The organism is Crossiella sp. CA198 (assembly GCF_052078295.1).
Classification (GTDB): domain Bacteria; phylum Actinomycetota; class Actinomycetes; order Mycobacteriales; family Pseudonocardiaceae; genus Crossiella.
In genome coordinates this window covers 1-14,544 of the sequence record NZ_JBQJIM010000024.1, presented here as the reverse complement: position 1 = coordinate 14,544, position 14,544 = coordinate 1, and the positions used below count along the sequence as shown (strand labels likewise).

The window sequence follows — 14,544 nt, the reverse complement described above, 5'->3', positions numbered from 1 at the left end:
GTGAGTTTCCGTGAGCGTTCATTTACGATCCTTGAGTCGGTCAAGAGTTCGAATTACAGTGTCGAGGAACTGTCCTCTGTGCGGGACGGCCAGATTCGTGACCTCTTGCTTGACGTGGCAGGCGAGATGTCATTCGAGCAAGTGAAGCAGTTGATGCCGCGTGACGTCGATCGCGTGCTCGGCACGTTCGCTGAGCGAGCCGCCTCTATTGCGGTACGTCACCAGGATGCACGCGAGTTGCGCGCTGGCCTCTTGGCTGCGGCCATTGCTCTGTCGGTTACCGGTGACTTTCGAGAAGAGTTGCCGGTGCTTGCGTTGCTTTATCGCGCTGCTGAGATGATCGGTAATGATCCTGATCTTGAATTCTCCGAGATCTGTGAAAAATGGAGTGGTCTGACGCGTGAATTCGTCGATTTTCCGCGGCGAATACCTGAAGACAAGACGATCCAGGCGATGGGTTACAAGGAAGGCGACGATAAGAGCGGGTTCAGATTTCTGCGAACTTGGTGAAATCTGCTTGACTGAGTCGTAAGTATCGCCGAATTACCTGAGTAGACCTGGGTACCTGTGTGGCGTGCCTGACTGATCGCCGCTTCCTCGCGCTTGCCCGGTGCTCTAGCCGCCTATGTTGGCTGGAGCACCGGGCAAGGTCGTCCGTGAAGAGTCCAGTCCGCAAACTCCCGAGATTTTCGAGCCGCGCTCGGAATCCATCACACCGTGGACAGCGGTGGCGCGCTGGTCACTGCGGCAGGTCAGGTCTCATTCCGCAGCGGCGGCGCGATCTCTTCGTTCGACAACATGACCGGCCACTACACGCCGCCATGCGCGAGATGTGCTGAGCAGATATACATCCTTGATCTACTGTGACGAGCCAACCTGAATCAACGGCTATAGCCGCTGTTCGGGCAGCACTAACTGCAGTCGAGGCCGAACTGGACCGGTGGCAATTGGGCAGGGGAAGCCTGGGCAACGAGTCCCAGCTCGCAGGATTTCGGCGGACGCTGCGCGAAATGTTGGCGCAGTTGGAGGCTGGTCGGCTATCGGCCACCACGGATCGGTATGCCAGGATGGGCCGGGTGGTGACGGACTCCTGGCCGTTCGGCACGGAGCTTGGTGAATTGGTGCTGGCTGCCGAGTGAGCCTATCGCGACGCGGAAGCTCGAACGCCGATGAGTGGGAGGTAGGATACTCCGGTCGTTCAAGTGGAGTCGGAGAGGGCTCCAATATTGACCTGAAAAAAAGGGGGGCAGACTTTCGAGGGGCAGGCGGGAAACTGTGCCGAAGTTCGTGCGTGCAGTTTGGTTCTGCGGAATAATCCAGGTTCAACACTGAAGGACGTCGAGTTCGCTGTGGTGCGATCCAGGTCTGGTCAGGTTGTTCCATCGTGCTTGTCGTGTTTTGCTACGCTTGTGTTGCGCGGGGCGCGGGACGTAGGAGGAAGCTAGCATGGGAGGTCGATTTCCTGCTGAAGTCCAGAGCCTGTTGGTTTGCGCTGGCTGGTATCAGGGAAGAGCGGTTGATGTCGAACCTAGTCTGATGGCATGGCGTTCTCTGGGACTTGATGCAGATTCGGGTCCAACTGGTTTTGTGAGCGAGTTCGACGGCCTTAGCTTCCAGCATCCCCCCACTGTGGAGGCGGAAGGAATTCAGTACCCTGACCATACATGCTTCGATGCTGTGCGGGCGGTTCGCGGAATCTCGCCGAGGATGCACCAAGAGTATTCTGGTCTTGCTGGAGTTAGTGTTTACCCAGTGGGTGAGAATAGGTCGCACATGACCTTGATGATAGGTGCCAGTGGTGTGCTATTTTTTGGAGTCGACAACTACCTGTTTTCCTATTCTGGTGATATTGAAGCGTCTTTGGTAGATATATTTACGAGTGTTCCGCCTGTGCTGATCGGCGAGTGGTCGCTCTAGGGGATCCTGGTTTCTGCGTTGGTCGCTGCTTTCCTGCGCCTTGCTCGGTGCTCCAGCCGTCTGTGTCAGCTGGAGCACCGAGCAAGATCGTTGCTGTTCTCGTCAGCCACGTGCGTGTCCCTCTGGCGCGCTCGCCCGTTTTTGAGAAGGTCGGTCCGGCGAAGGCGTTACTGGCCAAGGTCGAGACGGTCGCCGATGATCTGAAGATCGATGGTGGTTCGTGTCCGACTCGGAGTTTTGTGCCGGGTACTCGGGTGTTGCTGGCTGATGGGTCGAGTAAGCCGATTGAAGAGATACGGATAGGCGATCGTGTGCAGGCGGCTGATCCGGAGACGGGTGAGTCGGGGACTCGGGCGGTTGTCGGCACGGTGACCACTGAGAGTGTCAAGCGGCTGGTGACGGTCACTGTGGACACTGATGGTGATCGTGGCGAGGCGACCGGGTCGGTGGTGGCCACGGATAATCATCCGTTCTGGGTGGACAACCAGGGGCGCTGGGTGCATGCCGGTGAGCTGAAGTTTGGCGATCAGGTGCTGGATGCATCTGGTGCGCGCGCTGCGGTGATGTCGACCACGGAGCGACTGGCGATTCAGCGGGTTCACAACCTGACTGTCGACGGTATCCACACCTACTACGTGGTTGCCGGTAAAGCGCCACTGCTTGCGCATAACTGTGATGGCGAAGTGGTTCGCCATGGTCCTATGAATGAAGGACCACTTGACGCTCAAACGGCCGATTCATTCCGGAGTAGTAGCTACGATGCGGTGGTTTCGACGGAGGCCACCACTGTCTATCGAGTCTATGGGGGAGAGAGTGAGGAACTAGGTGGATACTGGACTAGGGCCAAGCCGGAGGGTCTGCTTCAGGCAGTCATGGAGAGTGCGCTGAAAAGGACATGGGGGAATCAGGCGGCACATTGGGTGTCGGCCGAGATTTCGGCTGGAACGAAGTTCTTTGAAGGTGTTGCGGCTGCTCAGGGCGCACTTCATGGAGGTGGGAGTCAGGTATTCATTCCAACGATTGTCCAGCAAAGCTGGATTACCGGAAGAGGAAAGTTCTGATATCCTGTGAATTTTATGGAGGATTGGGAAGAAATTCGCGGATTCGAGTCGCCTGGTGAGTATGAGCGGTTTCTGCGGTGGATTTCTGAAGTTGAGCAGGAGGGTTCGCTTCGCGAGATCCCTGTAGGGGTTAGATTCAGTAATCAGTCCGTTTTCGAGGAGCATTGGTATCGCGCAGCTTCTGGGCAGGTGTGGAGACTGGTCAGTCCAGACTTTCCGTTCACTGGCGTATTTCTGAAGGTAGACTAGTCGATGGACTGAGGATGGATCGTCGAAGGATGCGGTGGACAACGCTTGTACTGGCCCACCGCATCCTTCGGCTCGAGGCTGTTGCGGTTGATGCGAGTGCGAATTTATGGCTGAGTGTGGGCCGCGCGACGAGGGGTTGTTGTCGCCCGGCCCACACTTTCAGAGCGTCTTCTCCAGGCGGGTGGCCAGGAGTTTGATGAAGCGGGATGGGTCGGGCAGGTCGCCGCCTTCGGCGAGCAGGGCCATGCTGTAGAGGAGTTCCGCGGTCTCCGGCAGGGACTCGTCTTCCGGCCGTTCCGAATGCGCTGTCCGGAGTCCGGTCACCAGGCCGTGGTCCGGGTTCAGTTCCAGGATGCGCTTGATGGGCGGCAGGGGCTGGCCCATGGCCCGGTACATCTTTTCCAGGTTTGGCGTCAGGTCGTAGGTGTCGCCGACGATGCAGGCTGGGCTGGTGGTGAGGCGGGTGCTGAGGCGGACTTCCTTGACGGTGGCTTCCAGGGTGGTGGTGAGCCAGGTCAGGAGGGGTTCGAAGTCCTTTTGCTGGATTTCGCGGGCCGCTTCGGTGGCCTTCTTCTCCTCGTCGGTATCGAGGTCTACCTGGCCCTTGGCGATGGACTGGAACTGCTTCTCGTCGAAGTCGGGGACTCCGTCCACCCACATCTCGTCGATGGGGTCGGTGAGGATCAGGACCTCGTAGCCCTTGGCGGCCAGGGCCTCCATGTGCGGGGAGTTCTCGATGGCCTGGCGGGATTCGCCGGTGAGGTAGTAGATGTGCTGCTGGCCGTCCTTCATGCGCTCGACGTACTCGCGCAGGGTGGTCTGCTTCTCCGTGTCGTGGGTGGAGTCGAAGGAGCAGATTTCCAGGATGGCGTTGCGGTTGTCCGGGTCGGAGAGCAGGCCTTCCTTGACCGCCTTGCCGAATTCGGTCCAGAAGGTGGTGTAGGACTCCGGCTTGTCGGCCTGGAGAGACTTGACTGTGGACAGGATCTTCTTGACCAGGCGCTTGCGGATCAGCTGGATCTGGCGGTCCTGCTGGAGGATTTCGCGGGAGACGTTGAGCGAGAGGTCGGCGGCGTCCACCACGCCCTTGATGAAGCGCAGGTATTCGGGGACCAGTTCCTCGCAGTCGTCCATGATGAAGACGCGCTTGACGTAGAGCTGCACGCCGCGCTTGCGCTCGCGCATGAACAAATCCATCGGCGCGCGGGACGGGATGAACAGCAGGGCCTGGTACTCGAAGGTGCCCTCGGCGTTCAGCCGCACCGTCTCCAGCGGGCCGGACCAGTCGTGGCTGACGTGCTTGTAGAACTCGGCGTACTCCTCCTCGGTGACCTCGCTCTGGCTCCTGGCCCAGAGCGCCTTCATCGAGTTGACCGTTTCCAGCTCCGGCTCGGCCGGGGCCGCCGCCTCGCCCTCGGCGTCCGCCGCGGGCTCGGGAGTGGTCAGCGGGGCCATCCGGATCGGCCAGGTGAGGAAGTCGGAGTAGCGCTTGACGATCTCGCGGATCTTGGTGGGGCTGGTGTAGTCGAAGAGGTTGTCCTCGGCGTCCTCGGGCTTGAGGTGCAGGGTGACCGAGGTGCCCTGGGGCGCGTCTTCGGCGGCGCCGATGGTGTAGGTGCCCTCGCCCGCTGACTCCCAGCGCACGCCCTCGGGCTCGCCTGCCTTCCTGGTGACCAGGGTGACCTGGTCGGCGACCATGAAGCTGGCGTAGAAGCCGACGCCGAACTGGCCGATCAGGTCCTGGGAGGCGGCCGCGTCCTGGGAGTCCTTGAGCTTGCGCAGGAACTCCGCGGTGCCGGACTTGGCGATGGTGCCGATGAGGGAGACGACCTCCTCCCGGCTCATGCCGATCCCGTTGTCCCGCACGGTCAGCGTGCGCGCCGCCGGGTCGGTCTCGATCTTGATGTGCAGATCGCCGGTGTCGGCGTCCAGGTCCTTGTCGCGATAGGTCGCCAGCCGCAGCTTGTCCAGTGCGTCTGAGGCGTTGGACACCAGTTCGCGCAGGAAGGTGTCCTTGTTCGAGTAGATCGAATGAATCATCAGCTGCAGGAGCTGACGAGCCTCGGACTGGAACTCGAGCGTTTCGGTCGGGGTGGTCACGTGCTTCCTTCCGAGAATTCACTACCGGTTGCCGCGACCGTGAATTCTAGAGGCTGCCGTGACCTGGGGTGGACGGGTTGCCAGGGAAGGCGGCCGCGACGGCCGGCCGGCCGCCGCGGCGCCGGGGATCAGGCGGTGCGGGACAGCTCGCGGTTGCGGCGCAGGCGGGTGCGCCTGGGCCGCTGGCGGAGCTGGGCTGGGGCCGCGGCGACCAGGTCGCGGTAGATCGACTCGAATCGGCCGAGGGTGTTCGCGATGGCGTGCTTGGCGATCATGGTCTGGCTGGCCCGGCCCATGCTGGCCAGCATTTCCGGGTTGCTCAGGGTCTGGGTCAGCCGGGCGGCCAGCACGTGCGTGTTGCCGGGCGGGAACAGCCAGCCGTTGTGCCCGGGGGTGACCAGGTGCGGCAGCGCCATCGCGTCCGCGGCGATCACCGGCTTGCCCGCGGCCATCGCCTCCATGGTGACCAGGCTCTGCAACTCGGCGATGCCGGGCATGCAGAACAGGTCGCAGCGGGCGTAGGCGGCGAGCAGTTCGGCGTCGCTGAGGTGGCCGTGGAAGGTGACCCGGTCCCGCACGCCGAGGCGGTCGGCCAGCTCCTCCAGGCCGGTGCGGCAGCTGCCGTCGCCGACGATCTCGGCACGCACGTCGAGTTCCTCGGGCAGCTTGGCCAGCGCCTGGAGCAGTTCGTTGACCCGCTTCTCCTCATCCAGTCTGCCGACGAAGAGGACCGTGCGGCCAGGGGCCTTGGCGGACGCGGTGGCGGTGCGGTACTTCTCGATGTCGATGCCGCAGGAGATGGCCTGCGCCTCCCGGCCGAGTTTGTTGGCCTGCAACAGCTCCACCGCGCGCGGGGTGGGCGCGGTGACCACCTGGGCGCGGCCGAACACCGACACCAGGTCCCGCCAGGCCAGCCGGGCACTGGTCGAGCGCAGCCAGCCGGGCATCTTGACCAGCGCGAACAGGTTCTCCGGCATGAAATGGTTGGTGGCAACCAGCGGGATGCCCAGCGCGGGCGCGGCCTTGGCCAGCGCGCGGCCGACCACGAAGTGCGCCTGCACGTGCACCACGTCCGGCTGCAACTCGCGCAGCAGCTCGGTGGCGGTCCGGTTCGCCTGCCAGGGCACCGAGAAGCGGAACTTCTGGTAGAAGGGCCAGCGGTAGGAACGCACCTGGTGCACGGTGATCCCGTCCAGCGCGTGCGACCCGGCGAGCAGCTGCACCGAGGGGTCCGGGGCCGGGCAGAGCACGTGCACGTCGTGGCCCGCGGCGGCCAGTCCACTGGCCAGGCGGTGGGCGAAGTTGGCCGCGCCGTTGACATCCGGCGGGAAGGTGTCCGCGCCGATGACGATGCGGAGTGCGCGCTGACTGGTCATGGTGCCGTCCTGTTCTGGGCTGACCAGGCAGGCTTGCACTGGTCCATGGCGGGGAGGTGAAGATCCTGCGGCCGCTGGAAGGCGAGCAGGGTGACGCCGGCCAACGCGAGTGGCGGGATGCCCTCGCCTGCCTGGAACTGGTGCGCGGTCAGCCGGACCAGCACCGAGACCACCCCGTAGGCCACTCCGCCGCCGGCGCCGAGGGCGAGGCAGCGCAGGTTGCCGCGGCTGAGCGAGCCGAGGATGGTCAGCGCGGTCACCGCGAGCGCGCCGAGCAGCAGCACGTCGGTGAGCGCGCCGGGCGGTGGCGAGCCGGGGGCGCTGCCCGCGGCGAAGGCGACGAAGCCGCCCATGCCGAGGGTGGCGGTGAGCACCGGCGCGAGCAATGTGCCGGTGAGGCGCCGTCCGGTCTGCCGCGCGTCCAGCACCGCGGCCAATACCAGGGCCAGCACCCCGACCGGCTGGACCACGATCAGCGGTCCGATGGCCACCGCGATCGCGTGCAGCACGGTCCCGGCGCCCAGCAGGGCCAGGCCGGACAGCCAGCGCGGATCCCGGACCAGCCGCCACAGCGTGGCCAGTCGAAGCTTCGCGCCGTCGCCGGTGGCGTGCACGGCGGCGTGCTGGACGCGGGCGGCCCCGGCGTAACAGCAGGCGCCGACCACCGCGAGCAGCACGGCCAGTCCGGTCAGATCGATCACTCCGCCAACACTGGTCGGCGGCGCGTGCCCGACCATCCGGGAAAGCCCCCGGGACAACCCTTACATGTCCCCTATACAAGTCAGGGACCTGCGGAAATCGCTCAGGATTGGGGGGTTACCACCCTTGTCGCGAGGACCGGGACCGAGCTGGGTTTCAGGAACGCGCGGGTGACCTCGCGGACCCGGGCGCCGGGTGCGAGCCGGAGGTCCCAGCGCCGGTAGACCGCGGCCACGGTGAGCGCCATCTCGGTCCAGGCGAAGTTGTCGCCGACGCAGTGGTGCGCGCCGCCGCCGAAGGGGAAGAACCGGGTGCGGCGCCACAGCTTGGCCTCCGGGTGCAGCCAGCGGTCCGGGTCGAAGCGCAGTGGATCGGGGTAGAGCGCCGGATCCCGGTGCAGGGTGGGCGGCACCACCAGCACCTCGGTGCCCGCCGGCAGGTCGGCGCCACCCAGCCGGACCGGTTCGACGCTGGTGCGCATGAGCAGCCAGACCGGGGTGTGCAGGCGCAGCGTCTCGGTGATCACTCTGTCCACATAGGACAGCTCGGGCAGGTCCCACGGCCCGGCCGGCCGGTCGCCGAGCACGGTGGTCAGCTCGGCGCGCACCCGGTCCGCGAGCACGGGATGCGCGGCGAGTTCGTAGCCGAGCCAGGACAACGCGGTCGCGGTGGTCTCGGTGCCCGCCATCAGCAGGTTCAGCACCTGCGCGCGGATCTCCTCATCGGGCACGGGCTCGCCGGTGACCAGCATGGACAGCAGATCGCCGTGGTCGACGCCGGAGGCCCGGTAGTCGTCGATGGCCTGGTCCACGATGGCGGTCAGCCGGAGCAGGGCCTCGTCGAAGCGGCGGTTGGCCGGGGTGGGCAGGTGTTCCAGGAACTCCGGCAGCAGGGCCCGGCTGGTGACCCCGTTGAGCACCGGGGCCAGCGAGCGGTGGATCTCGGCCACCGCGGCCTGGCTGAAATCGGTGTGGAACAACGACTTCGCGGTGACGTTGAGGGTCAGCTCGGCCAGCTGCTCGTCCAGCCGGAACCGGGTGCCCTCGGGCCAGGCGGCGGTGATCCGCTCGATCTCGGCCCGCATGATGGCGGCGTAGCCGGTGATCCGGGCGCGGTGGAAGGCAGGCTGCACGATCCGCCGCTGTTCCTGGTGCTCCGGGTTGTCCGCGGTGGCCAGGCCGTTGCCGAGCAGCTGCCTGGCCTTGCGGAAGACCTTGCCGCGGTGGAACTTCGCCGCGTCGGTCACCAGCACCTGCCGGATCAGCTCCGGCGCGTTGACCAGGTAGACCGGGCGGGCGCCCAGGTGGAAGGCCACCAGATCGCCCTGCCGCCGCAGGTTCTGCAGGAACTGCAACGGATCCCGGCTCATCGCCGGGAGATGGCCCAGCACCGGGAGCCGGCCCGGTGCGATCGGGACGGACGGCAGGACGGCGCTCATGGTGGCCTCCACTGACGTGCCTAGGGTTTGCGGGCCACCGCCGCGAGCAGTGAAGCGTGCGCGGGCAGGTCGGTGACCAGCCGCAGCGGGGTGTTCGGGCGCCACTGCGAGGTGAAGACCAGGCCAGGGTCGACCAGGTCCAGCCCGGCGAACAGGCTCGCGATCCAGTCCCGGGAACGGGCCGCCCCGGCGGCGGTGGTGGACCGGGACAACTCGACCAGTTGACGGACCTCCGCCGAGCCCTCGGCGCCGTCGTCGGTGATGTGCGAGAGGACCAGGTAGCTGCCGGCGGGGACCGCGTCCAGGTACTGGCGCACCAGGGCGGCGGCCTCATCGGCGTCGAGCACGTAGTGCAGCGAGGAAGCCATGATCACGGCCACCGGCTCGGTGAGGTCGAGCAGGCCGAGGGTGACCGGGCTGGCCAGCACCTCCTCGGCGGCGCGCATGTCCGCGCCGAGGATGTCCGCGCCCGGCACGGTGGCCAGGATCAGCTCGCTGTGCGCGACCGCGACCTGTTCCTGCTCCACGTAGACCACCCGGGACTCCGGATCGATCTCCACGGCCATCTCGTGCACGCTCTTGGAGGTCGGCATGCCCGAGCCGAGGTCGAGGAACTGGTTGATCCCGGCCTCGGCGCAGTACCGGACCGCGCGGCCGAGGAAGGTGCGGTTGTACCGGGCGAGGTCCCGGACCCAGGGCATCCGCGCCACGGCCGCGTGGGCCATCTCGCGATCCGCCTGGAAGTTCCACGCCCCGCCGAGCAGATAGTCGTAGACCCGGGCCGGGCTGGCGCGGTCCACGTCGATGTCAGGTGGTACCCAGCTGGTCTGGGTGCTCACGGCACGCACATCCCATCGTGTGGTGACAGTGCGGCCCGGCCGGATGCGGGGCCGAAGCAGTCACTGTGCTGGCACAGGAAGGGAAGACGGTAGGGGTATCGCCCGGAAAGCAGCCGGAGGTTAACCGGATCGGGTCATTTGGTAGCGGCTTGTTACGCAGAGGGTTGTAGTATGCACGCTCTGTTGACCGTCCCCTTCGGGAAGAGGAAACACCGTGCGACCCCTCCGGGTTCTATGCACCGCACTGTTTACCGCTCTCACCCTGCTGACCAGCACGTTGACCGCCGTTGCCGCGGACGCCCAGGTGCGTTGCGCCGAGGTCGAGGTCCCGGTCTCCTTCGGACTGGGCCTGCTGCGCGAGACCGTGCACGGCACCCACTGCGCGCCCGTCGGCGCGACCCCAGGCTCGGTGCAGTTGCTGGTGCACGGCGGCACCTACAACCGGCACTACTGGAACCTGCCGTATGCCCAGGGCCGCTACTCCTACCAGCGGGACATGGCCCGCACCGGGCATGCCACCTTCGCCATCGACGCGCTCGGCAGTGGGGACAGCTCAAAACCGTTGAGCGCCTTGATCACCGGCACCGCGCAGGCCGGGGTGGTGCACCAGATCGCGGGCAAGCTGCGCGCGGGCGCGGTCGGCGGCGTCAAGTACCGGCGGGTGGTGCTGGTCGGGCACTCCATGGGCTCGGGCATCGTGCTGCTGGCCGCGGCGCTGCACCACAGCGTGGACGGCGTGGTGTTCACCGGCATGACGCACTCGATGGACCTGCTGGCGCTGACCGGGATCTTCGTCAAGGGCATCACGCCCTCGGTGCTGGACCCGGTGCTCGGCAACCGCGGCCTGGACCCCGGTTACCTCACCACCTGGCCGGGCACCCGCGGGGTCTTCCACGAGGGCGGCGCGGTGGAGCCCGCGGTCGTGGACGCCGATGACGCCACCAAGGACCAGGTGGCCGCGACCGTGGTGGCCGACCTGCTGCCGTTCGGGTTCATCCTGCCGGTGTCCCTTGGCATCAAGGTGCCGGTGCTGATCGCCAACGGGGACAAGGACAACCTGTTCTGCGCGTTCTCCTGCAAGGACGAGCGGACGCTGCTCGCCAGCGAGCGGCCGTACTTCAGCCCGGAGGCGAAACTGGCCGTGCACCTGGTCCCTGGGGCCGGGCACGCGGTGGCGCTGGGCAAGGGCGCGGCGGTGCACCGGGATGCGATCCGCGGCTGGCTGCGGTCCACCTTCCCGGGTTGAGCGGGTCCCGATGACCCTGCCCATGCCGGAGAGCGGGCGGCCCCTGGGAGCCGTGCCGCTGTCTCCGGCCGAGCGCGCCAAGGCGCGGGCCCGGCTGGCCCGCAAGTGGGCCGGGCAGATCAGCACCACCGAGTACGTGCCGCAGGAACCCGAGGAGTTCCAGCGCGGCCTGGACGCGATGCTGGACGCGCTGGTCACCGCGGCCCGCGCGGAGCCGTTCCAGGCGCAGCAGGCCGCCGCGCACGGCGCCGGGCTGGTCGAGGCGGGCTGCACCGGCCCGGCGGCGTTGCAGCACACCATGGACGTGCTGGGCAAGGGACTGCTGGAGCTGCCCGAACTGGCAGGCTCGCCGCACAACCCGGCCAGGGTGGTGCAGTTGCTCGGCGCGCTGGCGGCCGGGTACAGCGAGGCGGTGCGGCTGCGCACGTTGTCCCAGCAGGACACCATGCTCAAGGCGCTGCGGGTGACCCTGCAGGACCGGAGCCGGGAGTTGACCCTGGCCAACGCCCGGTTCGAGCACCTGCTGGCAGGCACCAGCAGCGGGGTCGCGATCACTGACGCCGACGGCCGCATCCTGATGGTCAACGACGCGCTGGCCAAGATCCTGGGGCAGACCAACGAGGAGCTGCCGCCCGGTTCGCTGTTCGAGCTGAGCCACCCGGAGGACGTGGCCGCGCTGCGCAACGCCTACCGCTCGCTGCTGGAGGGCCGCAGCACCCGCACCCGCAACGAGCACCGGCTGGTGCGCGCCGACGGCGAGCGGATCTGGGCGGTGCTCAGCCTGGCCGCGGTGCGACCGGGTGAGCCGGGCAGCCAGGTGGTCGCGGTGCTGGAGGACAGCTCGGAGCTGAAGCTGTTGCAGAGCCAGATGAACCGCCAGGCCTTGCACGACCGGCTGACCCAGCTGCCGAACCGGCAGTACTTCGGCAGCAACCTGGAGCGGGTGCTGCGGCACACCGACCCGGCGGCCGGGATCACCCTGTACCACCTGGACCTGGACGGGTTCTCGCTGATCACGCACGGGCTGGGCAGGCAGATCGGCGATCTGGTGCTGGACACGGTGGCCCGGCGGCTCAAGGCCGTGGTGGCCCAGGAGCAGGCGATGGTGGCCCGCTTCGGCGCGGACGAGTTCGCGGTGCTGGTGCAGAACGGGCCGGGCACCCCGGACGTGGTGCGGATGATCGAGCGGATCACCGCGGCGCTGGCCGAACCGCTGTATGTGGGCGAGTCCGGCCTGGCCACCACCGCGTGCCTTGGCGTGGTGGACCGGCCCTCGCGGGACCTCTCCGCCGAGCAGCTGCTGGAGGCCGCCGAGCTGGCGCTGGCCAGGGCCAAGCGCAACGGCTGCGCGCAGTGGGCGCTGTTCGACCCGTTCCAGGACGCCAGGGACCGGGAGCGGGCCGGCCTGGCCGCCGCGCTGCCCGGGGCCTGGGAGACCGGCCAGCTGTCCGTGGCCTACCAGCCTTTGTCCACTATGGACGGATCTCGGGTGCTGGGTGTGGACGCGCTGCTGCACTGGGACCACCCGCGACGCGGTCCGGTGCGGCACGAGACGTGCGCGGACCTGGCCGAGCAGACCGGCCTGATCATGACCCTGGGCGTGGCCGTGCTGCGCCGCGCCTGCGCGCAGGTCCAGCAGTGGCGGGAGCAGGGCCACGACCTGCCGCTGCACGTCGCGCTGACCGCCAACCAGTCCGCCGACCCGGACCTGGTCCGCCATGTCCGGTCCATTGTGGACAGAACAGGGCTGCCGCCGGACCGGCTGTGGCTGGGCATGCCCGCGCCCGCGCTGCTCAACCCGGCCACCGAGGCCGCGGAGAACCTGCGACTGCTGGCCGCCGCGGGCGTGCACACCGAGCTGCTGGAGTTCAGCGCCACCGCCGCCGACCTGACCTGCCTGGAGGACCTGCCGGTGCGCGCGGTCCGGGTGGCCAGGGCGCTGGTGGACCGGCAGGCACACCGCACCGGGCCGGACTCGCTGGTGGCCAGGGCGTTGCGCGAGTTGTTGCGGCTGGTCAGGGAGACCGGGGTGACCGTGTTCGTCACCGGCGTCGAGCACGAGGCCCAGGCCGCCTGGTGGCAGTCGGTGGGGGTGGACGCGGCGCGCGGCGGGCATTTCGCCCCGGCCGGGCCGCCGGAGCGGATCCTGGACCTGCTGGACCCGCCGGGCTAGGCCCCGTCCGGATGAATCACTGGTCACCCTCCGCAGTGCTCAGGCGTGCAGATCACGCTCGGATTCCTGGATCTTCAGTCCGGGCGCGTGGAACGGCACACTGTCCGGCGTGGCACCGCATGAACTGACCGCGGCCGGCTGGCCCGCCCTGGACGTCCCCGCCGCCCGCCGGGTGGCCGAGGATGTGGCCGCGCGGCACGGCATCGGGGTGCGGGAGGTCTTCCGCTACACCTACGCAGGCCGCGGCGCGCCGGTGGCCGTCTTCGACGTGGCCGGGCGGGACTTCGCGCTGGTGCCGGGCGGCGCGGTGCCGCTGGGCTTCGACGAGCGGGGCTGGACGCCGAGCGAGGAGGAGATGGCCTCCTTCCTGGGCGATGAGGACGCGCTCTCCCCCGCCGCCGAACCAGTGCGCAGCACCCCGTACGAACCGGAGTTCGCCGACGCCGACCTCACCGAGATCCGGGCCAGGCTGGCCCGGCGCACCACCCGGCCGAGGGTGGTGGAACTGCCGCCGCTGCTGGTCGCGGTGGAGGCGGTGGCCGCGGGCTCGCGCGGGCACGCCGAGGTGGCGGCGGAACTGGCCGCGCTGGGCCAGCGGTTACCGGCGGCGGACGAGTGGGAACACGCGGCGGCCTGCGGTGCCCGCTCGCTGTTCCCGTGGGGCGACCGGTTCCCCAGCAGCGCCAACACGGTCGACCCCAGCGTGCCGAACCTGTTCGGCCTGCGCATCGCCCACCACCCCGACGAGCCAGAACTGACCGCCGACCCCGGCCTGGTCCTCGGCGCCTGCGCCCCAGGCGAGGGCCCCTGGTTCGAGGCCCGCCTCGCCCACGCCCCAGCCTTCCGCGGCGCCCCGGCAGGCGACCGCCCCCTCTTCATCCGAGCCGTCCTCCCGGTCTGACCGCACCCGGCGTGTTGGCCGAACTCGTACGCCGAGTTGGCCGTTGTTGTACGGGGTGTTGGCCGTTATTGGCGGGCGGGCGAAGTCTGGACGGGTAGCGGGGATGGGGAACCGTACGAGCACTGCTCTTGATCTTCGCTCTTGACTTCAGCCCGAAGATCAAAAAGGGATGGCCTCGCCGGCCGGGCAGACCACCGGAGGGGTGGGGCAGATCAAACCCCGGGATGAGCAGGTTGCGGGGCGGGGTTTGGGCTGCCGGGGCCGGTTCCAGCGTGGCTCCGAGGGCTCGCGTGCTCTCCGCACGGCCTTCCGCCAGCCAACCACACCTCACCGAGCGGCCCCAGTCGCGTTGGGCTGGCCGGGCGGCGGTTTGTGTTGCAGGGGCCGCTCGGTGAGGTGTGGTCTGCATGCTCCAGGCCGTACGGAGAACACGCGAGGGCCCTCGTCGTGGGGGTTTCACCCCTCCGCCCCGTCCCGCCCTGTCCCACAACGGCCAACGTGGCGTACGAGTTGGGCCAACTCGCCGTCCATAACGGCCAACACGC

The 14,544-nt window shown here is 67.7% G+C and carries 11 protein-coding genes; 6 read left to right on the top strand and 5 right to left on the bottom strand.

Translation table 11 applies throughout. The features are described 5' to 3' along the window. The 3 genes from ACTOWY_RS33525 (at position 1) to ACTOWY_RS33515 (ending at position 2,978) form a co-directional block, all read left to right on the top strand. Entirely contained in the window at positions 1 to 510 is a 510-nt protein-coding gene (locus tag ACTOWY_RS33525) for a hypothetical protein (RefSeq protein WP_441313612.1), read from the top strand. 936 nt (positions 511 to 1,446) lie between these two features. Then, positions 1,447 to 1,917 carry an SUKH-3 domain-containing protein gene (locus ACTOWY_RS33520; RefSeq protein ID WP_441313611.1) on the top strand — a complete coding sequence of 157 codons (471 nt, stop codon included), beginning with the start codon at positions 1,447 to 1,449 and terminating at the stop codon, positions 1,915 to 1,917. A gap of 110 nt (positions 1,918 to 2,027) precedes the next feature. Then, on the top strand, positions 2,028 to 2,978 hold the full coding sequence (locus tag ACTOWY_RS33515) for a polymorphic toxin-type HINT domain-containing protein (protein WP_441313610.1): 951 nt from the start codon (positions 2,028 to 2,030) through the stop codon (positions 2,976 to 2,978). A gap of 408 nt (positions 2,979 to 3,386) precedes the next feature. On the opposite strand, the gene htpG is transcribed toward ACTOWY_RS33515, so the two are convergent. The 5 genes from htpG to ACTOWY_RS33490 form a co-directional block, all read right to left on the bottom strand. Further along, positions 3,387 to 5,327, bottom strand: a complete 1,941-nt coding sequence (gene htpG / locus ACTOWY_RS33510) for a molecular chaperone HtpG (RefSeq protein ID WP_441313609.1) — start codon at positions 5,325 to 5,327, stop codon at positions 3,387 to 3,389. Between the two features lie 128 nt (positions 5,328 to 5,455). Beyond that, entirely contained in the window at positions 5,456 to 6,703 is a 1,248-nt protein-coding gene (locus tag ACTOWY_RS33505) for a glycosyltransferase (RefSeq protein WP_441313608.1), read from the bottom strand. After that, positions 6,700 to 7,404 carry a hypothetical protein gene (locus ACTOWY_RS33500; protein WP_441313607.1) on the bottom strand — a complete coding sequence of 235 codons (705 nt, stop codon included), beginning with the start codon at positions 7,402 to 7,404 and terminating at the stop codon, positions 6,700 to 6,702. The genes ACTOWY_RS33505 and ACTOWY_RS33500 overlap by 4 nt, the downstream gene beginning before the upstream one ends. A 101-nt stretch (positions 7,405 to 7,505) precedes the next feature. Then, positions 7,506 to 8,840 (bottom strand): cytochrome P450, encoded by a 1,335-nt coding sequence (locus tag ACTOWY_RS33495; RefSeq protein ID WP_441313606.1) that lies wholly within the window; start codon positions 8,838 to 8,840, stop codon positions 7,506 to 7,508. Between the two features lie 20 nt (positions 8,841 to 8,860). Further along, a complete protein-coding gene (locus tag ACTOWY_RS33490) occupies positions 8,861 to 9,679 on the bottom strand; it encodes an SAM-dependent methyltransferase (RefSeq protein ID WP_441313605.1) in 819 nt (272 codons plus the stop codon). A gap of 214 nt (positions 9,680 to 9,893) precedes the next feature. Between ACTOWY_RS33490 and ACTOWY_RS33485 the strand changes: the two genes are divergently transcribed. The 3 genes from ACTOWY_RS33485 (at position 9,894) to ACTOWY_RS33475 (ending at position 13,999) form a co-directional block, all read left to right on the top strand. Next, positions 9,894 to 10,925, top strand: a complete 1,032-nt coding sequence (locus tag ACTOWY_RS33485; protein ID WP_441313604.1) for an alpha/beta hydrolase — start codon at positions 9,894 to 9,896, stop codon at positions 10,923 to 10,925. Positions 10,926 to 10,935: 10 nt separating this feature from the next. After that, the gene (locus ACTOWY_RS33480) at positions 10,936 to 13,098 is read left to right on the top strand and encodes a putative bifunctional diguanylate cyclase/phosphodiesterase (RefSeq protein WP_441313603.1); all 2,163 of its coding nucleotides are present in this window, start codon (positions 10,936 to 10,938) and stop codon (positions 13,096 to 13,098) included. Positions 13,099 to 13,207: 109 nt separating this feature from the next. Next, on the top strand, positions 13,208 to 13,999 hold the full coding sequence (locus tag ACTOWY_RS33475) for a hypothetical protein (RefSeq protein WP_441313602.1): 792 nt from the start codon (positions 13,208 to 13,210) through the stop codon (positions 13,997 to 13,999). Positions 14,000 to 14,544: the final 545 nt, after the last annotated feature.